We start from the raw sequence: 23,612 nt of genomic DNA on the forward strand, positions 1-23,612 counted from the left end.
ATGGAACAAAAACGACTCTTACTATTCGTCACTCTGTCTGCGACTGTTTTGTTTTTTTGGCAAATGTTCGTGGTTCCCGTCATTGCTCCTCCTCAAAAAAAACCTGCCCAACAGCAGGCAGCGCAAGATAAAGATGCGCAAGAAAAGCAGGAAAGCGACGCTCCGCTGGTTGCGAGAAAACCGGGAGAGTCTAAGAACGCAGAGATAAAACCTGTTGAGCCTCCACAGGCGAAACAGATACCGCTGCTCAAGAATCCCCGCCAGAAAATTGTGCTGGGATCGCTTGATCCGGAAACCGGTTATTTTATGCAGGCAGCGGTCACGACTCAGGGGGCTTCCCTGATCGATGCGCATTTGAATGACCCATTGTATCGGGATCTCAAAGCGCAAGATCAGCCTTTGAAGGTGCTCGATGAATTCATTGGGGACAAAGCAACCATTCGGTCGCTGGAAGTCGAGATCGAACAGCTGGATAAGCAGCTGGCGCCCCTGCTCACAGATACGCGCCGGGTAGACTGGAAAGTTCTGGAAGAGATCAAGGACCCGGATCATCCTAAAATTATTCAGTCGGTCCGTCTGGGGCTGACGGCACCGGATGGCAGTCTCGAAGTTCAAAAGGTATTTACCCTCAAGAAATATCTCGTTCCCCAAGATCAGAAATTTCGCGAGTTCCGAAATAATGAACAGGCCGGTTACCTGATTCACTTTGATATTAAGGTCATCAACCACAGCTCTGAAAAAAGGACGCTGGATTATCATTTGTTGGGGCCGGTTGGGATTCCTCTGGAGAATGCCGACAATACCCGGAAGTTTCGCGACGTCCGTATCGGTTTTCTGCAAAATGATCTCACCGTTGATACCGAGACCTTATATGCAGCGGATATCATCGAAGAGGTTCAGGCGCAGAACGTCGAAAAATATACACGCGCGTTTCAGTTTGCGGGAGTCGACGTTCAATATTTTGCCGCCCTGTTAACACCGGATGGCAAAAATTACGAGCCGAAAGAGGTTAATGGTGAAATGCATTCGAACTATTCTGCCAGTATCGAGCCGGTGCTCATTCAGCAGAATGTCAATAATGAATCGCTAAGCCGCACTACAATTCAGGTCAATTCCAATGACATTGAACTGGACGCAGGCGGAGAAACAGATCACGGTTATGCTTTGTATGCAGGCCCCAAGCGGGAATCGTTACTTGGTCCGCCTTTGAAAGCGACCGAGGTCATGGATTTCGGCTTTTTCGGTCCGGTAGCCAAATTGATGCTGTGGTTATTAAATACACTGCACAGCATTGGTTTATCGTACGGGCTTGCCATCATTGGTCTGACGATTATGGTGCGTGGCAGCTTGTATCCGCTCTCGCGTAAGCAGGCTGTTGGTGCTCAGAAGATGAAAGAGTTGCAGCCGCAGATCGCGGAAATCAAAAAGAAATACGCCGATGATCGGGAAAAGCTCGGCCGGGCGCAAATGGAGTTGTTCAGCAAAAATAATTACAATCCCCTTGCCGGTTGTTTGCCAATTTTCCTGCAGTTACCCATTTTCTTTGGCTTATATACTGCCTTGAATAATGCGGTTCAACTTCGGGGAACTCCGTTCCTCTGGGTTGATAACCTGGCAGCTCCGGATGCGATGTTTAAGCTCCCCTTCTCGATACCGTTCCTGGGAGATGACTTCAATTTGCTGCCACTGGTAACGGTGGCCCTGTTTGTCGTACAGCAGAAATTGTTCATGCCGCCACCGACAGACAAAGACCAGGAACTGCAGCATAAAATCATGAACTACATGATGATTGCGATGGGCTTCATGTTCTATCGCGTTCCTGCCGGGCTCTGTGTTTACTTCATTGCCTCCAGTCTCTGGGGCATCTGTGAGCGGAAGTTGCTCGATTTCCAGTCGAAGCGAAAACCGAGTACGATTGAGACGACAGACTCAAAAACGATTGAAATCAAAGCAGAATCGAAAAAAACAAAGAACAAAAAAGAGAGTTCTGAAAATCAAGAGCCTGCGAAAAAGGGCTGGTTTGCCCGTTTGCAGGACATTGCTGATCAGGCTCAGACTCAGGCAGCGCTCAATGAAAAGAAGCAGGAGCAAAACCCCCGCGGCAAAGGCACGGGGAAGAAGCCTAAGAAACGTCGCTAACGATGATTTTCTGCGAGGCTGGTCATGAATCTGCAGTTTGACGATACGATTGTGGCACTGGCATCGGCCCCCGGAGGAGGCGCGGCCGGTATGATTCGTATCAGCGGTACTGAGATACGATCCTGTCTGTCGGCCTGTTTCGATTCCAAGGAAGAGTGGCAGAAGTCCCACCGTTCAGAACGTCACCCGGGTCACTTACGCCTGGCAGGATCAACTCAGTCTCTTCCAGGGGCGCTCTATTATTGGCCGACGGCGCGCAGTTTTACCGGACAGCCTCTGGCGGAATTTCATACAATCAGTGCCCCTCCCTTGCTCGAAGCGGCGATTGAAAATATCGCCGCCCATGGTGCCCGAATGGCGCGGCCGGGAGAATTCACACTGCGCGCCTTTCTTGCGGGGCGGGTAGATTTGATGCAAGCGGAAGCCGTACTCGGGGTGATTGATGCGCACGATCATGCCGAACTCAATCTGGCACTCAGCCAGCTCGCTGGTGGAGTTTCAACTCGCATCGGAGAGGCCCGCGTTGATCTGCTGGAGTTACTTTCCGAACTGGAAGCGGGACTGGACTTTGTCGAAGAAGACATCGAGTTTATAGATCGCGAAACACTGGTTTCCCGCCTGCAGAAAATTCGTACATTTTGCGAACGGCTCTATGCCGATTCCTCCACGCGAATGGAATCGACGGGCAGTCTTTCTATCGTTCTCGCCGGGCTTCCCAATGCAGGCAAGAGTACGTTGTATAACGCACTGGTGGGAGATTCTCAGGCTGCGCTGGTTTCGGATGTTGAAGGGACGACACGCGATTATCTTGTCACCTCGTTAAACTGGCAGGGGCAGTCAATTCAATTGATTGATACCGCAGGAATGGAATCGGGAGCGCATGAAATCTCCGTCAGTGCGCAGCAGTTTCGTGCGCAACAAGTGGCTCAAGCCGATCTGGTGATTTGGTGCACGGCTTCCGATCTGAAACCTGAGTGGTACGAGACAGATCGTCTGCAGCGGGAACCGCTTTCAGAGTCGCAGCATGTGCTGCATATCATGACAAAAAGTGATCTTCCCCCTGCTCTACCTGCAAGCCAACTGACTGGGGCCTGTGAGGTTGAGTTATCTGTCACCACCGGAGAGGGACTGGAACACCTGCAGGATCTGATTTTAGCCCGGCTGACAGAATACCGCCGGGGTAGCAAACTGCTGATCGGTTCCACTGCCTCCCGCTGTCGAGAAAGCCTGCGGTCCGCCGGTCTGTCACTACAGGCTGCGGAAGAAACAGCTTCGTTGAAACTGGGGGAAGAGCTGGTTGCGATTGAGATTCGTGAAGCACTGCAACATCTCGGACAGATTGTAGGCCAGGTTTATACGGATGACATTCTGGATCGCATCTTCAGCAAATTCTGCATCGGCAAATAAATGCCCGCATCAGGGATTGGACTGATGGACCCATTCAGGAACTTTTCCGAATTCAATTCCGAGTTGCGGAATGAAGTAGAAGAACATGAATGCCGTCAGGAGGAAGACGCCAATCAGATTCAGGATGATGCCGTACTTGAGCATGTCGGACATCTTGATTTGTCCGGAGGCAAAGACAATCGCATTCGGAGGCGTCGCAATGGGCATAGTGAAAGCACAGCTGGCAGAGATCGCCGCGGGGATCATAATCAGTCGTGGATCAATTCCCAGGCTGACCGCAGTCGCAGCCAGAATGGGGAGGACAGTATTTACGGTGGCTATGTTTGACGTGAATTCCGTAAGAAATGTCAGCATCAGGCAGGCGGCAAAGACCAGAGCCCAGGGAGGCCAGTCGGCGATGACTTGTGAGAAAACGTGCCCGACCCAGCCAGATAAGTCGGTCGAGCGAAAGGCGCCTGCGATTGCAAAACCGCCTCCAATTAGCAAGAGCACGCCCCAGGGAAGCCGTTCAGCCGTTTCCCAGTCCATCAGATACTCGGTCGCTCCCTGCTCCGATTTTTGTGCGGGAATCGCGAACATGAGAATCGCCATGCCCATGGCAACGGTGGAGTCATGCACCCAGCCAGAGGCGCTTTCGACTGCAATACCCCACTGAGTGAGAAAGTGGATAGGGAATTGTTCCCAGCCGGCAAGCAATTCAAATTCTCCAAATTTGAGCGGCTTCCGTGTGACCCACAATACGGCGGTCGTCACGAAAATGATCATCATCAATATTTCCGGTCGCGAGGGACGCCCCAGTTTCCGAACGTGATCGTTGATAATCGATCGAGATGATTCTTGTGAATTGGATAAACGCGGCATCTTCCAGCAGAGCACCGTCCAGGCCAATAGTAAAAACGTGATACCAAATGGCACTACCATCACCATCCACTCGCCCGCAGATATCTGAGGCCCTTGCGGGAACTGCGAAAGCCAGATTTGTTGAAAGGCGATATTGGTCGGCGTGCCAATTAATGTGGTCACACCACCGATGCTGGCGGAGTAAGCAATTCCCAGCAGCAATGCCACCGAGAAATGACGGATGTCTTTCGATGAATCTTCAGGAGACTCAAGCTGGGTGAGTTCAGAAATCGATCCAATGATGGCCATACCAATCGGCAGCATGAGCAATGTAGACGCTGTGTTGCTGATCCACATTGAGAGGAAGCTGGTAGCAAACATAAAGCCTAAGACAACGCGTCGCGGGCTGGAACCAATCACCTGAATGGTATGTAGGGCAATTCGTCGATGTACGCCCCACTTTTCGATCCCCAAAGCGATCATAAAGCCGCCCATATACAGAAAGATATTCTGATTAATATAGGACTGGCTAACGGTTTTCGGATCCTGGATTCCAAAAATGGGAAACAGCGCGAGGGGAATAAGACTGGTCACAGCGATTGGCAGTGCCTGCGTCATCCAGAGAACAGCCATCAATGCGGTGACCGCGGCTAAGCGTTGTGCTGACGCCGTCATATCTGACGGCGTCGGCAGATTTAGGATCATCAAAAAAACGATGATGCTGAATAACTTCCCGTAAAAGGGAATACGGCTTTCAGCTGGATGTGATGAGTCGCCAATCACGAAGGGAAAATTCCTGATTTATCTGAATGAGAGTCTCATTCAACGTGCAAGTGAAGAATTAGCGATGCCAGAGAAAAGTATCGATGATTTCTTATTCTAACGATTCCGGGTGAACGAACTGGTGTCCTTTAGGGCGAACGGTTAACACCGGGCATGATGCTTTGCGGACCACTTTCTCCGCTACGCTTCCGAGCAGTAAATGTGCGGTGAAAGAGCGGCCGTGTGTGCCTACGATAATCAAGTCGACTTCTTCCCTCTTGGCGAATTTCAGGATATCGACAAACGGATTGCCGTGGACCCAGTGGGTTTCGATGTCCAGATCGCCTTTGTCTTCATCAAGAATCCAATTTTCGAGTCTGGTCTTCGCGAAATTTTCAAAGTCTTCTTTGGGAGGCAGTGCGTAACTTTCGAACATCGGCATGTAGACGACCGGGTCTTCGATCACATTCAGCAGATAGAGCTTGGCATTGAACTTTTTGGCGAATTCCACAGCGTACTGGGTTGCCTCTTGAGCTGGTTCACTAAAGTCGGTTGGTAACAGGATTTTTTTAATATCAATCATGGTGTTTCCCCTTTCACATTCAAGGCCGTCTGCAATTGCGATCTTCACAGGAAGAATCCATTATAAGAGGAGACCAGCGGGAAACAATAGACGGGGCAAGTTGCATTATCACATTCAGTTATGTGTTTCTTTAATTTGTAAAGAAATCAAGGTCCTGGTTTGTGAAACACGGGAAATCTGCTTATGATAAACCTCAACCTCACTTCAAAATGGGGTGTCCGGATTGAAATCAAATCACCTTGAGAATCATAAAAGAACACTTTGTGGAGGCAGGATTAATGGAAAAGTGGCCCATTGGCGTATTTGCTTCAGTAGATGCAGGTCTGGGAGTGCATTTTGATGTCGTTCAAGAATTAGGAATTCCGACGATTCAAATTCATGCGCCTCATAAGCAAACCCGAACTCCCGAAGTCGCCAAAGAATTTCTGGACCGCTGTAACGCCGCAGGAATTACGCTTACCTGCGTATTTGGTGGTTTTGATGGGGAAAGCTACGCTGACATTCCGACGACAAAGAAAACCATCGGCCTGGTGCCTGCCGAAACGCGCGCCGCACGTGTAGCAGAAATGAAAGAAATTTCCGACTTCACCAAACTGCTGGAGTGCGACACCGTTGCCCTGCATATCGGCTTCGTCCCGGAAGATCGCAATTCGGACGACTATAAGGAGTTGGTTGCGGTGACTCAAGGGCTGCTGGATCACGTCAAAGCGAATGGCCAGTCTCTGAATCTGGAAACCGGACAGGAATCTGCCGATCACCTGCTCGACTTTATCAGTGATGTCGCTCGTGATAACCTCAAGATTAACTTTGATCCGGCCAATATGATTCTCTATGGTACGGGCGATCCAATTGCTGCCTTGAAACGCGTAGGACATCTGGTTGCGAGTGTGCATTGTAAAGATGCGACCTGGGCAGCAGAGGGCAAACGCGGCATCGAATGGGGGGCGGAAGTTCCACTTGGCGATGGTGATGTCGGCATGGGAACCTATATCCAAACTCTTAATGAGATTGGTTATACCGGCCCATTAACGATTGAACGCGAAATTCCGGAAGACCCCGCGCAGCAGAAAGCGGATATTGGAAAAGCCGTTTCCCTTTTAGATGAACTGAAAAAGCAGATCGGTTAATGCCGGTTTCGGAGACCGTCTGTGGAAAATGTGATTGAAGATGTTGCTTGTCCCAGTTGTTATTGCGTCTGCGATGATAATCAGGTGATAACCGACGGACAGCAAATTACCGAAGTGCAATCCACCTGCTCTCAAGCGCAGGCATGGTTTGACCGGTCTCAGCAGACGGATCAGTTAGCGCCTTCAATCAAGGGAACGACCGTCTCACACGCGGAAGCGATCCAGCGGGCCGTCGAACTGATTCAACAGGCACAGTCTCCCCTGATTTATGGTATGTATCAGTCTGCCACCGATTCACAACGGGCCGCTATCAGTTTAGCAGATCAGATCGGTGCAACGATTGATACGGGCGCTGCTTCTGGGACACGGGCATTACAACAGGTGGGAGAGGCATCTTGTACACTGGGGGAAGTTCGCAGCCGTGCCGATTTAATCATTTACTGGGGCGCTGATGCGTTTCGGAGTAATGAGTGTCACAGAAACAGTTTGAACCGAGGGGCATCTGCTTCAACTCGCAAGATCGTGTCGATTAGCGCCGCAGAAACGGATTCCGGTGAGAACGTCGATCAATCGATTCAATTAGCGCCGGGAAACGAGCTCGAACTGATCTGGTGCCTGAGAGCACTATTAAAAGACATTGATCTGGGAGAAAAGCGTTCATCGGTAATTGCGGCAGCTGACCTGCAGAGTCTGGTCAGCTTGATTCGGCAGAGTCAATATATCGTGTTCTTTTTTGGACCAGAGTTTAAACAGGGACCTTTGGCACATCGACAAATCGAAGCCTTGTCGCTGCTGGTTCGAGAAATTCAAGCCGAACGTCGCTGTCATACACTGAATGTTCCAGGAACTGGCGAGACCAAAGGTGCTGACAATGTGCTGGCCTGGCAGACCGGTTATGCTGCCTGTGTGAATTTTGCAGCGGGCTACCCCCGTTATTCGCCCTGCGAATATTCAGCCAATCAATTGCTGGAACAGTCCGAAACTGATCTTTGTCTTCTGGTCGGAGCACAGCCACTGTCGGGGTTATCTAAGTTAGCACTTGATCGTTTGGCAGACACTCCCCTGATTTTGACAGGGCCCAGCGCCCTCGATCGACTGAATGCGGAAGTTTATCTTCCGACTGGCGTTTATGGCATCCATTATCCCGGCGTGGTTTATCGTCTGGATGGAACTCCCATGCCTTTACGTGGGTATGCGTCGACTGTGCTGCCCAGTGAAGCCGATGTGCTCTCTGAGATCAGCACGCGACTGAAAAAACAGGCTTAGAATCCATCGCAGACAGTGATACCCCTCCTGCTCGTGTTCGCTGATCGCCTTAATCGGAATGATCGTCAAGGTTGGTGTTGATTTTTCGCATCGAATATCCCTCCTTGGCTGGGTTTGGATGTTTTTTAACCTAAGTTTTTGTTGATATTCATCCATTGGGAACCCAAAGTCAGTTTCCTATTCCTCTAAGGTGATGTCTGTATTCCTCTTAGAGTGAGAGGAAACAGGCACGTTTCAGGTTGTGAGAATGACAACAGAAATTAAAGAACAATTAGACCAAACTGCCGAATCACCAGACAAGGATCAGGACACCGTTTCGATTCGCGTCGAAGATCTGATCGTCGGCAGGAAAATAAATAACGCAATCTTCGATTCCAACGGTGTTTTGCTATTGGCTGCCGGTGCGGTAGTTAATTCGCGATTTAAACAACTGTTACGCGATCGAAATATGCCAGATGTAAAGATCCATAGTCAGGATGCAGCCGCAGTCAGTCTGAGTGCCGCGTTCTCGGGTGATGCAGCTCTGGATACGGGATCGGGAATCTTTTCGACTGAGATGACGGAAAAGTTGGACAAGCTCATCGAATCGGGTTCGATGTTTGTTGCCAATACCGGACCTGCCGTCCGGGATTCGATGGTCATTCATGGTTGTAAAGGCTATGACCAGGAGCACAGAGAAAAGCTGTTTGAGCAGCAACAGGAGTTCGGCGAATCTCTGGATGGAATGATGCGGGGCGCGCTCAGTGGGCAAACTCCCAAAGGTTCAGAAATTGCGGGGATGGCGGCGAGTTACCTGACTCAACTGACGGCTGATGCCGACAGTGTGATTTCAGCAGCGGCAGAAGCGGGGAAGGATGAATCTTTGTCCCAACACTGTTTACAGATGTCGCTATTAGGAATGGCAATCGGAACAGAATTAAATTTAGATGAATCCAACGTCCGTAACATCGGGCTTTGTGGACTCGTGCATGACTGGGGCATGGTCAGTGTACAGGATAAAATTGGTTCCTGGCGCCGTAAATTGAATCCTCTTGAGCGGATGGAAGTGCAGAAGCACCCGATTATTTCACTGGAAATGCTGGAAGATGTAGCAGGCATTCCAAGTGTGGTTCCCGTCGTTTGTTATCAGGTACATGAGCAACCGAACGGAAAAGGGTATCCACGTAACCGTACACAAAACATGATTCATATGTTTGCCCGAATTCTGAATGTCGCACACTGTTATGTCTCTTTAACGACGTCGCGGGAAGACCGCCCTGCTCTAATGCCTTATGCGGCGATGGAGTTTCTCCTGCGTCAGACAAACGACAAAACGATCGATTCCGCACCCATGCGTGCTTTGCTCAATCTGCTGTCACTCTTTCCAGTGGGAAGTTTCGTGACATTAACAGATGGCAGTGCCGCACGGATCATCCGACGGAATCAGAATCTTTATACGAGCCCGATTGTGCAAATCATTCAGACCTCAGAAGGAAAAAACGCTGATCCGATGGATCCGGATAACATTCTTGATCTGAATGAGAGCCATCATGAGATCGATCAGGCCCTGCCGACGCCCGGAAAAGATGAGATTGATCTTTCCTCTGAGCTGTTTGACGGTCAGATCTAAGTTGACTTGATCGTTATAATACGTAGATTCCTTGCCGTCCAAACCCTCTCTGAGCCTGTATTTAAGGCGGAACGGAACCAGATTCAGGAAAACTGACGAATCCTTTCGAGGAATGGTCGGTTTTGCTTGAAACTGAACGGGGAATGGCTTATATTTCCATCTCGCTTCCATTAAGCGGCGATTTCAAAGGGAGTTAACGCTTCTGAAGTCTCAGCCGGAAACGAAGGGCATGTAGCTCAGTTGGTAGAGCACAGGACTGAAAATCCTGGTGTCGGCGGTTCGATCCCGCCCGTGCCCATTAAGTCTTAAAAAACAGGCTTTTTCGAGACTTTCTACCGGGATCTATAATCTTGGTATCAAATACGGGAAATCGGTAGATCTGAGAGACGCTTGTGAGCAAGCTATCCTTAAGGTGCCAGCCCAATGAGACAATTCAAAAGCGAGCAGGAATCGATATGAAGATTCCCGTTCGTTTTTTTGTGCGCCCTGCCCTTTCTTTCAAGGAACGAATCGCAGTCAGGCGAATCCCCCTGCCTCATTGATTTCTGGTAAACGATACATCACCATTGATTTCCTCTGATCGCGACTGGCGCGGGAAAAGTATATCATCGCGCGGCTCCGCGTTCCGACTCTGATCAATCAAGCACAGGAGATCTCAAAATGTTTGCAGCCTTCTTTTTGCCAGGCTTCTTTGAAATGCTCATCATCGGGAGTATCGTAGTCCTGGGAGTGATTCCGTTTTGGATGATCTGTTCCAAGGCGGGATTCCCCGGCTGGATCAGCCTTGCTATCTTTTTCCCGTTGTTGAACATAGCACTCTTATTTTTCCTGGCGTTTGCAGAATGGCCCGCGCTGCGCAACGTGCCTGATCAGGATCAAACGGACGTTTAAATCATTCCGCTGTTTGTGTTGGGCCGACGGAATAACGATCTGAAATTCCCGACTCTGAAATCCATTTTAGGATGAAAGCGATGACCGATCTGGGAACTGTCGAACGAAAGGCGTTTGTTCCCGCGAAAGACTTCGCGCTTTCGAAACAGTTTTACGAAGACCTCGGTTTTCAAATCCCCTGGTCATCCGATGAACTGGCTTATCTTCATCACGGAAACTGTACTTTTCTGCTGCAGCATTTTTTATGAGAAACAGCATGCGGAAAACTTCATGATGCATCTCTCCGTCAAGAGCGTTGATGCCTGGTGGGCTCACGTCCAGAAACAAAAGATCGCCGAAAAGTACAACGTGCAGATCTCCCCTCCCGAACAGAGACCCTGGAACATGCGCGACTTCGTTCTGATTGATCCCTCAGGAGTCCTGTGGCGCATCTCAGAAAACACTGACTGAATTCGCCTGAAAATTGCCGGTGATCGGGATCAGTGTCACAGTTTCGTCTGATCCTTCGGTGAAAAATTCAAAAGATGTCAGACGTACTTTTGGTTTCCGTAATCTGCAGCCAGGTGCATTACTGAAAGCAGCGGTCAGAACTCAAGGGCAACTCGGCGTCACGATCAAGGTGATTCGCGTCGTTTCAGTCCGGAAAGAAGCATTGAGCAAAATGGTACACGACCGTGAATACGGTCAACGGGAAGCGGCTCGTGAAGGGTATCCGTATCTGTCCGGAGAAGAATTTGTGAATTGCTTTTGCAAGAAATTTAAAGTGATACCAGCGACGCCGGTGACGCGGATTGAATTTACTTATGTTTGAATGACCTGGTAAGGGTTGTTACCCGGTCATTATTTTTAACCACTTTAAGAAAGTCGAAACGATGATTGAGAATCCAAAAGAAGGACAGGAAGTAGTCTATATCTTGGAAAATGGCTGCCTTGATCGCGGTGTTGTAACTGAGATCACAGAAGATTTCGCTTGGTTCGATGTGCGCGGAAGAAGGATGATGAAAGCGACCATCGATCTATACGAATCTGATGATCTAGATGGAATCGTGGAAGGGCTTAAAGGGCTGATTGATAACTGTGAAATGACCATCGAGCTGATAGAGCGGGACAAAGCCAATGGCCGGCCGTATTTCAAAAAGCCGCTTTCAAACCAATCAACAGCAATGACCGGGTAATGATGATTACCCACCCAACATTTTAAACCTCTTTTAAAAATGAGATAGTCCTATGGTAGCAGATTTAGGCTGGAGACCAGCGCCAAAAGAGAAAGTAGTTCCTTGCCCCATTTGCGAACAAGGATATCCCACAGTCCAGGCATTTTATGAGCCGCACGAGGACGGCGATCGGCTGGTATGTTGCTGCACTGCCTGCGGTAAAAGAGGTTATATCCGATCAGAAGGGGAAATCGTTAATGCCTTTCAATGCCAAATTATGTGCGTCGAAATGGTCATTGAAAATGAGATCAAACAGAAATGCAATCAGAGACAGATTGCGATGACTTACGCGCTGGCTTTGAAATCGGATTATCCGACGGATTGGAAAAAAGTGAATGACATGATCATTGAGCGTTGGTCTGTCTCTGGTTTGGAACGAATTAAAAATATGGCTTGGAGTGGAAAGTGTTTCGAAATTCCAGCCAGCAAATGACCGGGTAAAGGTGGTTACCCGGTCATTATTTTAAAGAGAGTTTAGAAAAGGGGAGTGAGCAGAATTTACCTGAATTTCCTGCGACAGAACTGAACGTAACCCTCAAGGCAGTTAGCAATCGTAATGTCTTTTTTAGCCACGTAAATCAAAGGGGCGTAAAACGTTTGTAAATCTCTTCTCGTAGCAGCATCAAGCATATCTCCTTGTGACTTAGAAATAAATGATACTACAGGACCAACGCTCAGGGGATAAGCGATAACCAAAAACATGATGGTGTAACCCAGATAGCTAATGAATCTTGATCGTTTACTTTCAGACATCGTTTCAAGCTCCAGAAATTGGGAAAACTAACAAACACAGCTTAAACGAATGAAGGCAGTTAAGCCACTAAAATAAGTGAGGGTATGTGCGCGGTCCTGATTCTTTTGATGTCCGGGTAACGCTAATTACCCGGTCATTAGTTAGCACGTTACTGGCTGGATCTGTTGTCCGGGTAACCATTTCTTTACGGATACTTGGTTTGGTGCGAAAATTGATGAATCACTTTCAATTACGACCAATATTTAGCGACTCTTGACAGACTGCTTCAGCTTGGTACGCTTCTTTGTATCTAGCTATATACGTAGCTTCAAAAGCATCAAATCTTGTATCTTTCAGTATGATATTAGTTATGATAGAGGAAATATATGAGCCTGTGGATTGACAACGAGGTCGTGAACAAAGCCCAAAAAAATGGTGATTTCTCTGCCATAATCGAATCTGGTGTCCAGTTTTGTATGTCTCCTGATCGTAAGTATTGCATATTGGTTCGCGACCATTCTGCGTGGCATGTGGAGGGAGAAGGCTGGCGCGATAGTAACGATCCACCAGAAAACGAAGAGTCTGGGCGTCAAATGCTCAATTTCTTCAAGTGCCAAATCGATAGTGAGATTGGCATTTGGTTCAAGGCATTTATTCCTCAGGACGAGGCTATTAGAGATATCGAAAGTGTTGATGACGAATGTTGCGAAGTCATCATTGGTTCGGAGCGGCATAGGATTTACTACACCAAGATTGACGGTTTGATGTGGGATCTTATGACTGGAAATGCTGTAACAGAGGATGAGATCAAGACAACTTTCTCCAAGATATGGAATACATAACGGTTTCTGGTTTTGGCGTCAAATTCGGACGAATAAGAAAGATGTCCAGAACGAATTGTACCCGGACTTTTTTGTTTGTGAGATTGTTGTTTGATGTCGGGAAACCATAGTTACCCCGACATTTTTCCTTTGTGGGATCAATGAATCATGACCGGGTAAATGATGTTACCCGGTCTTTTTTTGTGCGCGGTCTTGATTCTCTTAATGACCTGGTAACGACTATTACCCGGACACTTTTTTAGGGGGTGTCTCTTAAAAACGTTCGTTAATAAATGCACGTGAGAAAACGTTTGCTGATATCGTACGAGGGTAAGGGTAACGTCACTGATTACGTCGCGGCGACGGAAGATCTTCAATTTGGGACCGCCCGACTTTGCCGCTGCCGTGCGTTGTGTTTCGCCATTGAGTGAAGCCTGCGGTGATCCAGAAAATGGCCAATACGGGCACAGCATAAATTCCGATAAACAGAAAGGCTATAGGTGACTGAGGGTCAGGGTTTATGTAGAAAGCTTGTGCATAAATATAGACGAACCACAGTGCGTATAAGATAGAACTGATCGTCAACAGTGTTTGTGCGCGCGTTGAGAGCAATGCGAAGGAGAGCACTGCGGTAACCACAAGTGGGCCAAAGACGAAAGGCACGAAGAAAAGACCTGCGTAGAAAGGCGTTGATTGCAAACACAGAACGAGTGTTCCAATTGTCACGATTACGGCTGTTGTAATAAACGCTTTGCCAAACCTGAAGCGATGATCTTCGGTATTCAACTTGGTCTCAGATGGTGCATTGGGGTTTTCCGTTTGCATAGCTGTGTGTACCAATCCTGTTGATGTAAAAAGGGGGCGGCATCCTTATCAGACTACTTGAATCGGAGTGTCTCGTTGTCTCGTCTATTCGAAAGGCGTTGGAAGTAATCGAATATCACGCATTGATTGAAAAAAATGAGATTAACGATGGTCACGGTAGGCCAAACAAAGGGTGAGATATAGAAATGAATCAAGAATTGCTGGGTAGTTTATGTTACCCGGTCATTTTATGCGCGGTCTTAGCCCTAATAATGACCGGGTAACGGTGTTTACCCGGTCATTATTTTTAATCCAGTAAAAATGGTTGTTTTCAGTAATTAGTTGACAAGGATTCTCTTGTTGGTATTCTTTTATGTGTCTTGAGAATTACTATGCATTTGTTACACGCATTGGTGAAATTACTAGTTTGGCGGAATCACAGTGTCACAAGAAAAAGAGATTGAAAAATGGCTGGCAAAGAGCGGTTACCCTCTTGAAATGCGTGTTGCGTCCGCATTTAGATCTGTAGGATTTCGAGTTACCCAATCTACTTATCTCAATGACATAGAAACTCAGAAGCCTCGAGAAGTAGATCTAATCGCTACATGGCAACAATCAGTTAAAAACGGCTGGTGGATGAACGTTTCTTTTGTGATTGAATGCAAAAGTACAACAAATAAGCCATGGGTATTTTTTACTGGTGATGCAACAGAAGACTTAGGATCTCTCTTCTGGTTATCATGGTTTCCATCGGCTGGACTCAGTGGAGAGGCCTCTGGTTTCCTCACACATTTTCATGAATTACTCAACGAATGGAGTTTTTTTAAGCCGACTGAGAGAATGGCCTATTCTGCGACCGAGGCTTTTACTCAGGGCCAAGACAAAGTTTATGAGTCGATTAATAAGATCGTTGGCGTCGCTGAGTCGATGGTTGCACTTACAGAACGGCGAATAAAGCCGGGTTTCCGTATCGTGGAATATGTGTTTCCGCTTGTGATTACGGACGCAGAAATGTTCAATGTGAGCCTAAACGATCAAGATAAATTAAAAATCGAATCCACATCAGAAGCGTTGCTCCCGTTGCGAAAAGAGCAATCTTGTTTGGTTAGAATTCTAGCTTTAAATATGCTCGATGATTTCACAGAAATGGCAATGAATGATGCCAGGACATTCACAGAAAGGTTTGCGGACGCATTGCTTGAGAAAATGGAGTTTGGATTAGATATGGGCTAACGTCCGGGTAACTCATATTACCCGGTCATTTTTTAGACTCGATTGAGCCCGAAAACGGGTTACTGACACCCTTTCTGCCCCGGTTTCCGGACTGACAGGGGATAATTACTTTTTGACAGGTGCAACAAAAGTGTCGTCAGGGCCCTGATTTTCCGGTGGTGCGCTGCCAATGAAGCGTTGTCCTGAGGGATCAGGAGCGATATTGGGTTGTTTCGCAAATGATTTAACGTTTCCGATTTCCAGCAACCAGCTGCCATCGTCTCGACTCACGTTTAACGAATATTCATGCAGCTTGCCGTCCACTGCTGTGCCGTACCAGCTGATCGAGTTAAAACCTGTCGGTACGTTTTCGTAGAGCGTTCCTTCCCAGGTCTCACCGACGTCTGTCACCAGGTTTTGACAGGTCGGGTTGTGGCGGCGTTCCGGAATACAAAATGTCCTGATGTCATCCAGCGACCAGCGGTCTTCCAGTGCAGCGGTGACTTCAGCGGGGGAAGTAAACTGCTGCTGGGGCTCCGTAGTGACATCGGAGGCGTTTCTGGTCTGTGTTTCGGGAGCCGTCGGTTTGCAGCCCCACACCAATATCAAGATGGCCGAGTGGAGAGTGAGTTGACGCATAATGCTGTGAAAAGAAATCTGATACCCCACAGATTTCACATTGAGCATCGATGTGGTTTTGGGTTCGCGCATTCGCTTAACGATTCCAGCCATGATAAGGACCTCAAACGAAATCTGCCTGGCGCGGTTTCTGCCCCTCGATTGGATTCCGCTTGGAGAATACAGAACTACCTGCCCTGAATTTGCACATCTTTTTTATGACCCAATGATCATTAGTCACAAGAATCTAATATTAAACGGACCGCATCGGGAATACAATATGTAGCATGCGATTCACAATCGTACCATAGTGAGCCAACCAGTCAATGGAGAGCTTTTATCCATAAATAATGACCGGGTAATACCTGTTACCCGGTCAATCTAGTAGTCCGAATGTCCTTGCATCTCGTCATCCTCGTAGATGTAGCACTCACCGTGACAGGAACTACAAGAACGATCATCATGTCCGCCGGTCGTATAGCGACGATGCGCTGTCTTGTCCAAGCCAGTACCTTTGCAGACCGGACAAACCCGTCCCAGTCTCTGTCCTTTCTTTTCCTCTTCAGGCATCGTTGTGCCCTTTCTACATTTGATACAAATTAGTCTCCGGGTAAGACCTGTTTAACTGACAATTTGATATCACTTAGCTTACCTTAAGGAACAATGTCCGGGTAACGTGCGTTACCCGGACAATATCCTAGAGGGTGTCTTTTAAACCGGTCGATACTCGCGTCAATTCGGAACTGGTATGACTTGATGAGACATCGGCGTGAGTAACGTCCAATGTAACCGGGACGCCGCCAGTCCCGTTAGTATCTAGTTTGATCCGGACGGCCGCTCCGGATCATGGCATTGTTCTGCGACATTATTCGCGCGAGCACCTGGTTATGCGGTCACGTCCATGCTGTGAATCATCGCAAATAAGGACAGATTGCACGGGGCATTGCTGTCCCCGTAAGTCATGCCGGATCAATTGGTTCATGGAAGTAATAGCACAAACCGTCTGGCGCGACTACGAAAAATACTTGCAAATTTTGACCGTCCCGTTTGTCGACACGCCAATTGGTAATCGAGACGCCGTTTGACTTCAGTTCGTCTTTAACTTGTTGGATATTCTTCACGAGTATAGCGGCACCATCCTGTGACGGGTCACCGCCGTTTACAGCGAATCCGAGACGTGTCCCATCTCTTTCGAGTACTACCATTGGCACAGGGGCTTGGTGTCGTTCGACCTCCGTCATGCTAAAGTGTTTGGCGTACCAATTGGAGGCCACATCAAGATCGGTGACCGGTAACGCCAAGACGTCATTTTGGAACGGTGAGGCAGACTTGAAAGCGGGTTCGATTGACATTGTAGTTGAGGCTTGGTTTGAATCGCAGAACTTGTTATTCAATGGAACGGACTTGCCCATATAATGTGCTGTGTATGGTACCGGACAAAATTAGCATTTCAATGTTTAATTTCAGTGAGAATCTATATTTTTAGCAATACTGCGCTGATAGGGAAAAGAGAACAATGACCTCACAAACAAGAATGTCCGGATAACATAAGTTACCCGGACATTGAATTTTCCTGAGAGTTAGTTGTTCATTTTGCGTATTAGTTTTGCCAGAAGTATTAGTGCAAGCCGTTGATCATCCTGATTTAAAGAATCCATTGATAAAGCTCTTTGAATATCATTCGTGGCCAAGTCATACTTTTGTTGTTCATAGTAACCTTCACCGCAACTCAATAATGAACGAGCAATTATTTTTTTTGAATCATTAGGTCGGATTTCAATAACTGGTGTAAAATCATCAACCGCTAGTTTTTTTTGATCATGGTCCGGGTAACTATTGGAAATGTTGAAGAGTGCACGGCTGGCCTGCTTCACAAAGGGGCTGGGGATGCTTCGCCTGTAGTCATCGAATGCCTGTTGCAGTGATCCTAGACGACTATAGATAATGCTGCGGTTGACGAGTGCCTGGACAACCTGCTCCACGAGGGCACCGGGGAGTTTGTCGATTATCCGCGTGTAGTCAGCAATTGCTTGATCCAGAGCTCCTTGTTGAGAAAGAATAACGCCGCGGTTGGCGAGTGCCTGAGCAACCAATTCCACTGGTGCTTCGGGTAAGTTTTCGATGATGTGCGTGTAGTCAGCGATAGAACTAGAATATAAATTAAAGTAGTAAAATGCGCTACCACGTAAATAAAAAGTAGTGCTGGATACATCTTGCTCATCGTCACACTTCTCGCCAGATAATTTTGCGATGACTTCTCTTGCTGGATGATCTGGGAAGTCCTGTGAGGTTCTGAATAGAAAAGAAGCGGTTTCTGTTGGGAATCGACGCCAAGCAAGTTGAAGCAATTGAGATGCTTCATGTTTATTTTTCATTGTTCTTTTTTTATCAATTCTCAACTTTGAAAGCAAACGCTGTAAGACAAAATATTCCCCAAGAATATCGGGTTCATAGGGGATGATCTGTTCTTCTTTAGTAGTTTCTGAAAAACAAAATATTTGCTGCAAATCTTGGGGATCAATTTCATCACCGGAAATCAATGTATACTCTTCCTCGCTGATTGATTGATTGATGTCATCAAATAATTTATAGGGCTGTACTCCAGTTATCGTACTGAAAAAAATATTATTCAATAACCGATCATTGAGCTGTGATATTTTCCAACGTCCGACTTCTTTCTTAAGTATCATGTCTGACAGTGTTGACTGATCCCAATGTCGCATAGCTTGTAAATCATCTGTTGCGTCTGAAGAGAGTGCATCAGCTGTCATCATAGCGAACAGTGGCCGTTTTTGTGGGTCAATCAAATTGAGTGTTTGTAGAATCTCAATTTGATGACTATTGTATTCTTTCTTGCCCTCATTGAAGATTGAACACATTAACTCCCAAAGTGCGCTATCTGAGAGTGGCTTTAATTCTCGAGGTTCGTCATATTTGAATGACTCCATTAAATGTCGGTTAGAGTTAATCTCAGGAGATCTAAATGATTGAAACCATCGATCACGGTCTTCGTCAGCAGAACGTTCCAAAATTAGAATGCGAATAGGAGCGTTAACTGATGATTTATGAGTTTCTAATTGCATAATCAGTTTGGATGCCACATCCGGTCGAAGAACCGTATAATCAATGATAATTAAATGAGGTTGTTGAAAATACTCTTTGTTGATTTCTCCTGTACTATCTGTAGGCAGAAATCCTGCGTGATATCCTTTTGAATGAGCTTCCAGACAGAGTTCTAAAGCTAACCGACTTTTCCCTAAGCCTCCAGGGCCTGTCCAGAGCCACCATTTCAAGTCAAAGGGATTCGATGCGTCTGGTTCCAGAAACTGCAACAAATCCTTCAGTTCCTGATCACGACCTAATAATCGAGTTCGTCTGCTTCGATAATGGAATCGAAAAATATCTTGATCGTGAGCAGTATTCGGATAGATTCTGAAATCCAAAGGAAGTTGTGTTGCATTTTGTATCTGAAATTCTGTCAATAGCGTATTGAATCGTTCTGAAAGTTGATTTAGTTCATCAAGTGTTAACTCAAAAAACGCATCAGAATCATCGAAATAACTCAATACTGTTGCAAGTAACTGTTTTTGCAGTGCAAGATTCTCTTCTGATAACTTCTCGATTTGTTCAATTTTCGGATTCGTTTTTGCAATTTCTCTGCAAACAGTTAGTAGCTGAAGTTGTCGTTTCTGACTTTCATTCAGTTCTTCTTTGAGTTCAGTCTGTGACGTAACAATTGACTGGACTTCTTCTGTCAAATCATCAAATTCTCCTTGAATGAAGCGATGGATTATCAAATAGGGAGATTTGGACTCACCAAAGCCTAAATGATCAACATCTATATCCTTCTCAATAGCAATGAAGTCTGCAACTAATTCAATCCCTTCATGTTGTTGCTTTAATGATTCGAAAGCATCCTCGACATGCTTTCGAATAGTATCAATATTTTTTCCCTGTTGGATGTCGTCGATAAGCTCTTGAGTGAGTAATCCAAGTGCCCCCAGGCAAAACAAGAGACAGCTTGAACCAATCTCCCCCCCTGACAAGCCACACCCTATCGCAACTGCTGACGGAAAATTGGAGATTAGTTTGTTAAACATCTTTGAGGCAATTGGGACGTTCATGACTAAAACCCTGTAATATCCAATTAGAAAACCTAGTAAACGAATGACTATATGTTACGGTACTGTTGGATTAAACGAATTTCAAATCAGAGAAGGTTAAATACCCAAGGTTCGATCTGAATATTGCCTGGGTATATCAGTTTCGAAGCATCAAGACGTGATCTCACAAAAATGACCGGGTAATATCCGTTACCCGGTCATTGTTCATTAATGGATGGCCGCAGGACGCGATATCTTTTCATTTAAGTCCAAACGGACGCGTCTGCGAGAGAACGCGACACGGAGCCTACCAGTGGCTCAGACGGTCGCAAGTCCAGAAGTCGTGAACAATTAATGAACATCGTCGATCGACGGAGATGATTTGTTTGGCTCCCGCGGGAACTTCTTTTTCAGCTCATTGATCAACGGCATCAACTGCTGTTTTGCAAGCCGACGAATGGATGTTTTCTCTTTTGCTGCATAACGACTTAGCGGCCACCATTCATCAATATCGAGTTCGATCTGAACCGGCTTTGTTTTTCTCTTCATAATCTGCCCTTGACTTTTTGAAACGATACAACGCGAAATTGTACGTGCAAGGAAAAAGCCGGTGCCTACTGATGGAACGGGAATCGCCGGTAAATTTCAAGAGCGGACGAGCATGGATGCGACTCCGTTTTATAACATTTCTTTCCCTGGCAAGGAAGCCGTAACGATGCTGGATAAGCTCCCCCTCAATGGTAAGAAGACGTACGTCGTCGCCGGCTTGACCGTGCTTTACTGCGTTTGCGGTTTACTGATTGGTGAGATCCCAACGAACGAAGCGCTCATGGGCATTGCTGCCGCGCTGGGTATCACCACGATCGGTCACAAGATCGATAAATCAACCAGCAACTGATGGGCGGTCTTCTACGAATCATAGCGATCGTTTTGGAGCTGCTCTGTTTTTGGACTAAGAAAAAGCACTGCGACGAAAACGAACGACTCGAAGAAGTTGAAAGGATTCAACAGGATGCGACCAAAGGCAACGAACAGGCGGTTCAGTCTCGTTTCAATCGCTGGCGCACTGCTGCTCGTACTCACCGTAACAAGCGGCTGTAATATCTTCGAACGGTACGAACGCAAACCGGCTCCCGATGTCATATCAGTACCAGATCAAACGGTACCGCAGCTGCTCGGCCAGGGCGAACCAGCTCCTTTCGATGGCTGGCTGTTTTCCACTCCTCTTTTCAATGAGTACGCCCCTCACTGGCAAAAGGGGCCATACGGGAGCGACCACGAATGATGTCGATCTATCCGGATCCGGAAGAATCAAAAATACGCGATTCGATCTGTATTGTCATTGTGTTGATCATCGCGTTCGTTGTGCTCTTATTCACTCTACCTGGTTGCCAGGCAGACAAGCAGTCGTATCAGCCGTTTGTTGAGCCCCCTGCACCAGATGCCAATCCCGTTGGCAAGATCCGGCCGGCGATCCATGAGGCAGCTATCCGCGTCGACGATGTTCTTGAAAAGACACCAGTGCCGGCAGTCACCGAAGTCTTGGTCGATGATGCAATGGATTTGATTGAGAAGATTGATCCTTTGCCGAAAACAACTGCGTCTGATCCACAGGTCGCAGAGATCATAGAGCCGAAGATCGATCCATTGTTCGCAGCTCCGGACATTGAGACCGACAATCCTCCCACCGATGAGACCAGCTCTGGTCTTGGTACATGGAGTGTTTTAATCATTGGGATGATCGTCTTGATCTATCTCGCTTTCAAAATGCTGAAAGGAAGCAGTCAGGATGTCAAAGACTCTAAGCGCTAAAGCTCGTCCTGCAGAGTTTCTCGGTATCGATCCCACGATCGAGACTGATGACGATCTGGACATTGTGCTTTATGAGCTGTCGTACTTGAACGCCGTCAACAAGTCAGTCGACGCTCGCATCAATGAACTGATCGAAGCCGCAAAAGAAGAACACGAACAGCGTAAGGTCATCCACTTTGGTGAGTCTGAAGATCAGACGATGACCATTCAGAAACGGGTCGAGCAGCTCGAAGAGTTAGCGAAGAAGTATTGCAAATCCAATAAGAAGAATATGATCAGTGGGAAAACGAAGACAAAGAAGTTTCCTCACGGTGCGATCAGCTTCAACAAGCAGCGGGACTCGATCAGCTACAAGAAAGGTGTCGACGTCAAAGCTAGTTTCGATATGTTGGATGAGCTGTTGAGAACTCCGTTGATCGTGATGCTCATCACATGGATGAAGACGATTCGACCGAACCATCATGCTGTTGACCATTAAGCCACCGGACTTATGATTCACCTGCACGCCCTTGTTTATATAAGATGCCACATAGATTCTGACTAGAGTCTTAGACCGCTGCACATGATGCCAGTTACCAAAAGCATTTCAAGCTGATACTTCTTGGCCACTAGGTGTTTATAGTTTGAATTTTCTGAGACAGAAAATAAAATGACCGGGTAACATCATTTACCCAGTCATTAATTAACGATCCTGCAAAAGGAAAATGCCTGGGTAACTCTCGTTTCCTGGACATCAGAGAGATTAGGCCAGCTCGCGCACAAAATATGTCCGGCCTCAGCCGGTACTGTCACTTGGCGAGGCTGTGAAAATTGACAGAAAATTCAGCAGGTGTTTTGCACGGGGACACGCAATGTTAAAATAATGCACGAAGTATGCTTGGAGCAGTTCCAGGCTCAAACCAAATGGGAAATACCTGTTGAAATGCTTTTTGCGACTGGTATCATATACAGCATGCTGGAACCATAACCAGCACCTATGTGTGAGATGAAGCTGCAGTGGAATCATATCTGAACAAAAACTGGTCATTTCATACGTATTTGTTCCAGATCAGCTTCATATATCAACAAATCCATGCAGGTGAATAACAAGTTAGGTCGCTCCACACGCCATGCGCATACAACACATCATCACGATTGCGGCAGCGGTACTGTTCGCAGCCCTTGCCGTTTCCTGCTCCGGGACCACACCGGAAGAAGCCGCGCTACGCCGAGACTTCTCCATCCCTGTTGACATGCCCGTGAAAGACCTCGGAGAGATACAGTTGATTGCAGCCACGCCCAAGTGCGTGAGCCTCGACAAGGACAAGGATTGCACCATCTTGGCGACGGCGCTTCCCAATGACATTCTCCGCATAAGCTTGGTTTACGAATCTTCAAATGAGCGCGTGGATGGAATGGCGGTAGACAGTTACACGGAGCGTTCGACGTTTTTGCTTCCTCGAGGTCATCGATGTGCTCCGAAAATGGGAAAGCAGTTAATGGTCGTGATGAGGCCAGTGTTGATTGCCCAATGACGTCCTCAGCCTTTCTAAAGGTGGTTTAAAATAATGTCCGGGTAATGTTCGTTACCCGGTCATTAATTCAAAGAGGCCTTAATAGAGATTAGCGCGATCGAGAACAATCTTCACGAAAGTATTGTCGTGTTCTCTTCCTGTATGAATACTCTGGTGG

General features: G+C 47.1%; 27 protein-coding genes and 1 tRNA gene. 19 read left to right on the plus strand and 9 right to left on the minus strand.

The window, feature by feature from the left end:
* A complete protein-coding gene (gene yidC / locus AAC022_RS02790) occupies window positions 1–2,139 on the plus strand; it encodes a membrane protein insertase YidC (RefSeq protein ID WP_339727753.1) in 2,139 nt (712 codons plus the stop codon).
* Between the two features lie 24 nt (window positions 2,140–2,163).
* On the plus strand, window positions 2,164–3,546 hold the full coding sequence (locus AAC022_RS02795) for a GTPase (protein WP_339727756.1): 1,383 nt from the start codon (window positions 2,164–2,166) through the stop codon (window positions 3,544–3,546).
* Window positions 3,547–3,555: 9 nt separating this feature from the next.
* Here AAC022_RS02795 and AAC022_RS02800 read toward each other — a convergent pair whose 3' ends face one another.
* Together AAC022_RS02800 and AAC022_RS02805 are read right to left on the minus strand one after the other, a co-directional pair.
* The gene (locus AAC022_RS02800; RefSeq protein WP_339727759.1) at window positions 3,556–5,169 is read right to left on the minus strand and encodes an SLC13 family permease; all 1,614 of its coding nucleotides are present in this window, start codon (window positions 5,167–5,169) and stop codon (window positions 3,556–3,558) included.
* A 91-nt stretch (window positions 5,170–5,260) separates the two neighbouring features.
* The gene (locus tag AAC022_RS02805) at window positions 5,261–5,731 is read right to left on the minus strand and encodes a universal stress protein (protein ID WP_339727761.1); all 471 of its coding nucleotides are present in this window, start codon (window positions 5,729–5,731) and stop codon (window positions 5,261–5,263) included.
* Between the two features lie 278 nt (window positions 5,732–6,009).
* Here AAC022_RS02805 and AAC022_RS02810 point away from each other — a divergent pair, with 278 nt between their 5' ends.
* The 10 genes from AAC022_RS02810 (at window position 6,010) to AAC022_RS02855 (ending at window position 12,271) form a co-directional block, all read left to right on the plus strand.
* The gene (locus tag AAC022_RS02810; protein ID WP_339727764.1) at window positions 6,010–6,858 is read left to right on the plus strand and encodes a sugar phosphate isomerase/epimerase family protein; all 849 of its coding nucleotides are present in this window, start codon (window positions 6,010–6,012) and stop codon (window positions 6,856–6,858) included.
* A 21-nt stretch (window positions 6,859–6,879) separates the two neighbouring features.
* Window positions 6,880–8,124, plus strand: coding sequence for a hypothetical protein (locus AAC022_RS02815; protein WP_339727765.1), 1,245 nt, complete (start codon window positions 6,880–6,882; stop codon window positions 8,122–8,124).
* Window positions 8,125–8,371: 247 nt separating this feature from the next.
* On the plus strand, window positions 8,372–9,733 hold the full coding sequence (locus tag AAC022_RS02820; RefSeq protein ID WP_339727766.1) for an HD domain-containing phosphohydrolase: 1,362 nt from the start codon (window positions 8,372–8,374) through the stop codon (window positions 9,731–9,733).
* Between the two features lie 225 nt (window positions 9,734–9,958).
* A tRNA-Phe gene (locus AAC022_RS02825) sits at window positions 9,959–10,031 on the plus strand.
* 362 nt (window positions 10,032–10,393) lie between these two features.
* Window positions 10,394–10,624: a hypothetical protein gene (locus AAC022_RS02830; RefSeq protein ID WP_339727768.1), complete on the plus strand. Its 231-nt coding sequence runs from the start codon at window positions 10,394–10,396 to the stop codon at window positions 10,622–10,624.
* A gap of 71 nt (window positions 10,625–10,695) precedes the next feature.
* Entirely contained in the window at window positions 10,696–10,872 is a 177-nt protein-coding gene (locus AAC022_RS02835; protein WP_339727770.1) for a hypothetical protein, read from the plus strand.
* A 22-nt stretch (window positions 10,873–10,894) separates the two neighbouring features.
* Window positions 10,895–11,074 (plus strand): hypothetical protein, encoded by a 180-nt coding sequence (locus AAC022_RS02840; RefSeq protein WP_339727772.1) that lies wholly within the window; start codon window positions 10,895–10,897, stop codon window positions 11,072–11,074.
* Between the two features lie 58 nt (window positions 11,075–11,132).
* Window positions 11,133–11,435, plus strand: coding sequence for an ASCH domain-containing protein (locus tag AAC022_RS02845; protein WP_339727774.1), 303 nt, complete (start codon window positions 11,133–11,135; stop codon window positions 11,433–11,435).
* Between the two features lie 61 nt (window positions 11,436–11,496).
* A complete protein-coding gene (locus tag AAC022_RS02850) occupies window positions 11,497–11,799 on the plus strand; it encodes a hypothetical protein (protein WP_339727776.1) in 303 nt (100 codons plus the stop codon).
* Window positions 11,800–11,851: 52 nt separating this feature from the next.
* The gene (locus AAC022_RS02855) at window positions 11,852–12,271 is read left to right on the plus strand and encodes a hypothetical protein (protein ID WP_339727778.1); all 420 of its coding nucleotides are present in this window, start codon (window positions 11,852–11,854) and stop codon (window positions 12,269–12,271) included.
* 65 nt (window positions 12,272–12,336) lie between these two features.
* On the opposite strand, the gene AAC022_RS02860 is transcribed toward AAC022_RS02855, so the two are convergent.
* The gene (locus AAC022_RS02860; RefSeq protein WP_339727779.1) at window positions 12,337–12,591 is read right to left on the minus strand and encodes a hypothetical protein; all 255 of its coding nucleotides are present in this window, start codon (window positions 12,589–12,591) and stop codon (window positions 12,337–12,339) included.
* 366 nt (window positions 12,592–12,957) lie between these two features.
* Here AAC022_RS02860 and AAC022_RS02865 point away from each other — a divergent pair, with 366 nt between their 5' ends.
* The gene (locus AAC022_RS02865; RefSeq protein ID WP_339727782.1) at window positions 12,958–13,413 is read left to right on the plus strand and encodes a hypothetical protein; all 456 of its coding nucleotides are present in this window, start codon (window positions 12,958–12,960) and stop codon (window positions 13,411–13,413) included.
* Window positions 13,414–13,734: 321 nt separating this feature from the next.
* On the opposite strand, the gene AAC022_RS02870 is transcribed toward AAC022_RS02865, so the two are convergent.
* Window positions 13,735–14,217, minus strand: a complete 483-nt coding sequence (locus AAC022_RS02870) for a hypothetical protein (protein WP_339727784.1) — start codon at window positions 14,215–14,217, stop codon at window positions 13,735–13,737.
* Window positions 14,218–14,637: 420 nt separating this feature from the next.
* On the opposite strand from AAC022_RS02870, the gene AAC022_RS02875 reads away from it, so the two are divergent.
* Entirely contained in the window at window positions 14,638–15,429 is a 792-nt protein-coding gene (locus AAC022_RS02875) for a hypothetical protein (protein ID WP_339727785.1), read from the plus strand.
* A 105-nt stretch (window positions 15,430–15,534) separates the two neighbouring features.
* On the opposite strand, the gene AAC022_RS02880 is transcribed toward AAC022_RS02875, so the two are convergent.
* From AAC022_RS02880 to AAC022_RS02900, 5 genes are all read right to left on the minus strand, one after another.
* A complete protein-coding gene (locus AAC022_RS02880) occupies window positions 15,535–16,140 on the minus strand; it encodes a hypothetical protein (protein ID WP_339727786.1) in 606 nt (201 codons plus the stop codon).
* Between the two features lie 267 nt (window positions 16,141–16,407).
* On the minus strand, window positions 16,408–16,596 hold the full coding sequence (locus tag AAC022_RS02885; RefSeq protein WP_145311502.1) for a hypothetical protein: 189 nt from the start codon (window positions 16,594–16,596) through the stop codon (window positions 16,408–16,410).
* A gap of 389 nt (window positions 16,597–16,985) precedes the next feature.
* A complete protein-coding gene (locus AAC022_RS02890) occupies window positions 16,986–17,438 on the minus strand; it encodes a VOC family protein (RefSeq protein WP_339727794.1) in 453 nt (150 codons plus the stop codon).
* A 168-nt stretch (window positions 17,439–17,606) separates the two neighbouring features.
* The gene (locus AAC022_RS02895; protein WP_339727795.1) at window positions 17,607–20,150 is read right to left on the minus strand and encodes a hypothetical protein; all 2,544 of its coding nucleotides are present in this window, start codon (window positions 20,148–20,150) and stop codon (window positions 17,607–17,609) included.
* A 330-nt stretch (window positions 20,151–20,480) separates the two neighbouring features.
* Complete coding sequence (locus AAC022_RS02900; RefSeq protein ID WP_339727796.1) at window positions 20,481–20,678, minus strand: hypothetical protein; 198 nt, start codon at window positions 20,676–20,678, stop codon at window positions 20,481–20,483.
* A 61-nt stretch (window positions 20,679–20,739) separates the two neighbouring features.
* On the opposite strand from AAC022_RS02900, the gene AAC022_RS02905 reads away from it, so the two are divergent.
* The 5 genes from AAC022_RS02905 (at window position 20,740) to AAC022_RS02925 (ending at window position 23,455) form a co-directional block, all read left to right on the plus strand.
* Window positions 20,740–21,027, plus strand: coding sequence for a hypothetical protein (locus AAC022_RS02905; RefSeq protein ID WP_339727797.1), 288 nt, complete (start codon window positions 20,740–20,742; stop codon window positions 21,025–21,027).
* 114 nt (window positions 21,028–21,141) lie between these two features.
* Complete coding sequence (locus tag AAC022_RS02910) at window positions 21,142–21,414, plus strand: hypothetical protein (protein ID WP_339727798.1); 273 nt, start codon at window positions 21,142–21,144, stop codon at window positions 21,412–21,414.
* A complete protein-coding gene (locus tag AAC022_RS02915; protein ID WP_339727799.1) occupies window positions 21,411–21,941 on the plus strand; it encodes a hypothetical protein in 531 nt (176 codons plus the stop codon). Before AAC022_RS02910 ends, AAC022_RS02915 begins: the two co-directional genes overlap by 4 nt.
* A complete protein-coding gene (locus tag AAC022_RS02920; RefSeq protein WP_339727801.1) occupies window positions 21,919–22,419 on the plus strand; it encodes a host-nuclease inhibitor Gam family protein in 501 nt (166 codons plus the stop codon). Before AAC022_RS02915 ends, AAC022_RS02920 begins: the two co-directional genes overlap by 23 nt.
* 631 nt (window positions 22,420–23,050) lie before the next feature.
* A complete protein-coding gene (locus AAC022_RS02925; RefSeq protein WP_339727803.1) occupies window positions 23,051–23,455 on the plus strand; it encodes a hypothetical protein in 405 nt (134 codons plus the stop codon).
* Window positions 23,456–23,612 lie beyond the last annotated feature (157 nt).

The organism is uncultured Gimesia sp. (assembly GCF_963976445.1).
Classification (GTDB): Bacteria; Planctomycetota; Planctomycetia; order Planctomycetales; family Planctomycetaceae; genus Gimesia.

Excerpts from the sequence above, each read along its gene's own strand:
- AAC022_RS02865 (WP_339727782.1), top strand. The coding sequence starts at position 12,958 with ATGAGCCTGTGGATTGACAACGAGGTCGTGAACAAAGCCCAAAAAAAT.
- yidC (WP_339727753.1), top strand. The coding sequence starts at position 1 with ATGGAACAAAAACGACTCTTACTATTCGTCACTCTGTCTGCGACTGTT.
- AAC022_RS02830 (WP_339727768.1), top strand. The coding sequence starts at position 10,394 with ATGTTTGCAGCCTTCTTTTTGCCAGGCTTCTTTGAAATGCTCATCATC.
- AAC022_RS02850 (WP_339727776.1), top strand. The coding sequence starts at position 11,497 with ATGATTGAGAATCCAAAAGAAGGACAGGAAGTAGTCTATATCTTGGAA.
- AAC022_RS02925 (WP_339727803.1), top strand. The coding sequence starts at position 23,051 with ATGCGCATACAACACATCATCACGATTGCGGCAGCGGTACTGTTCGCA.
- AAC022_RS02805 (WP_339727761.1), bottom strand. The coding sequence starts at position 5,731 with ATGATTGATATTAAAAAAATCCTGTTACCAACCGACTTTAGTGAACCA.
- AAC022_RS02835 (WP_339727770.1), top strand. The coding sequence starts at position 10,696 with ATGAAAGCGATGACCGATCTGGGAACTGTCGAACGAAAGGCGTTTGTT.
- AAC022_RS02820 (WP_339727766.1), top strand. The coding sequence starts at position 8,372 with ATGACAACAGAAATTAAAGAACAATTAGACCAAACTGCCGAATCACCA.
- AAC022_RS02900 (WP_339727796.1), bottom strand. The coding sequence starts at position 20,678 with ATGAAGAGAAAAACAAAGCCGGTTCAGATCGAACTCGATATTGATGAA.
- AAC022_RS02880 (WP_339727786.1), bottom strand. The coding sequence starts at position 16,140 with ATGGCTGGAATCGTTAAGCGAATGCGCGAACCCAAAACCACATCGATG.
- AAC022_RS02885 (WP_145311502.1), bottom strand. The coding sequence starts at position 16,596 with ATGCCTGAAGAGGAAAAGAAAGGACAGAGACTGGGACGGGTTTGTCCG.
- AAC022_RS02860 (WP_339727779.1), bottom strand. The coding sequence starts at position 12,591 with ATGTCTGAAAGTAAACGATCAAGATTCATTAGCTATCTGGGTTACACC.
- AAC022_RS02890 (WP_339727794.1), bottom strand. The coding sequence starts at position 17,438 with ATGGGCAAGTCCGTTCCATTGAATAACAAGTTCTGCGATTCAAACCAA.
- AAC022_RS02915 (WP_339727799.1), top strand. The coding sequence starts at position 21,411 with ATGATGTCGATCTATCCGGATCCGGAAGAATCAAAAATACGCGATTCG.
- AAC022_RS02855 (WP_339727778.1), top strand. The coding sequence starts at position 11,852 with ATGGTAGCAGATTTAGGCTGGAGACCAGCGCCAAAAGAGAAAGTAGTT.
- AAC022_RS02920 (WP_339727801.1), top strand. The coding sequence starts at position 21,919 with ATGTCAAAGACTCTAAGCGCTAAAGCTCGTCCTGCAGAGTTTCTCGGT.
- AAC022_RS02840 (WP_339727772.1), top strand. The coding sequence starts at position 10,895 with ATGATGCATCTCTCCGTCAAGAGCGTTGATGCCTGGTGGGCTCACGTC.
- AAC022_RS02810 (WP_339727764.1), top strand. The coding sequence starts at position 6,010 with ATGGAAAAGTGGCCCATTGGCGTATTTGCTTCAGTAGATGCAGGTCTG.
- AAC022_RS02795 (WP_339727756.1), top strand. The coding sequence starts at position 2,164 with ATGAATCTGCAGTTTGACGATACGATTGTGGCACTGGCATCGGCCCCC.
- AAC022_RS02870 (WP_339727784.1), bottom strand. The coding sequence starts at position 14,217 with ATGCAAACGGAAAACCCCAATGCACCATCTGAGACCAAGTTGAATACC.
- AAC022_RS02910 (WP_339727798.1), top strand. The coding sequence starts at position 21,142 with ATGCGACCAAAGGCAACGAACAGGCGGTTCAGTCTCGTTTCAATCGCT.
- AAC022_RS02895 (WP_339727795.1), bottom strand. The coding sequence starts at position 20,150 with ATGAACGTCCCAATTGCCTCAAAGATGTTTAACAAACTAATCTCCAAT.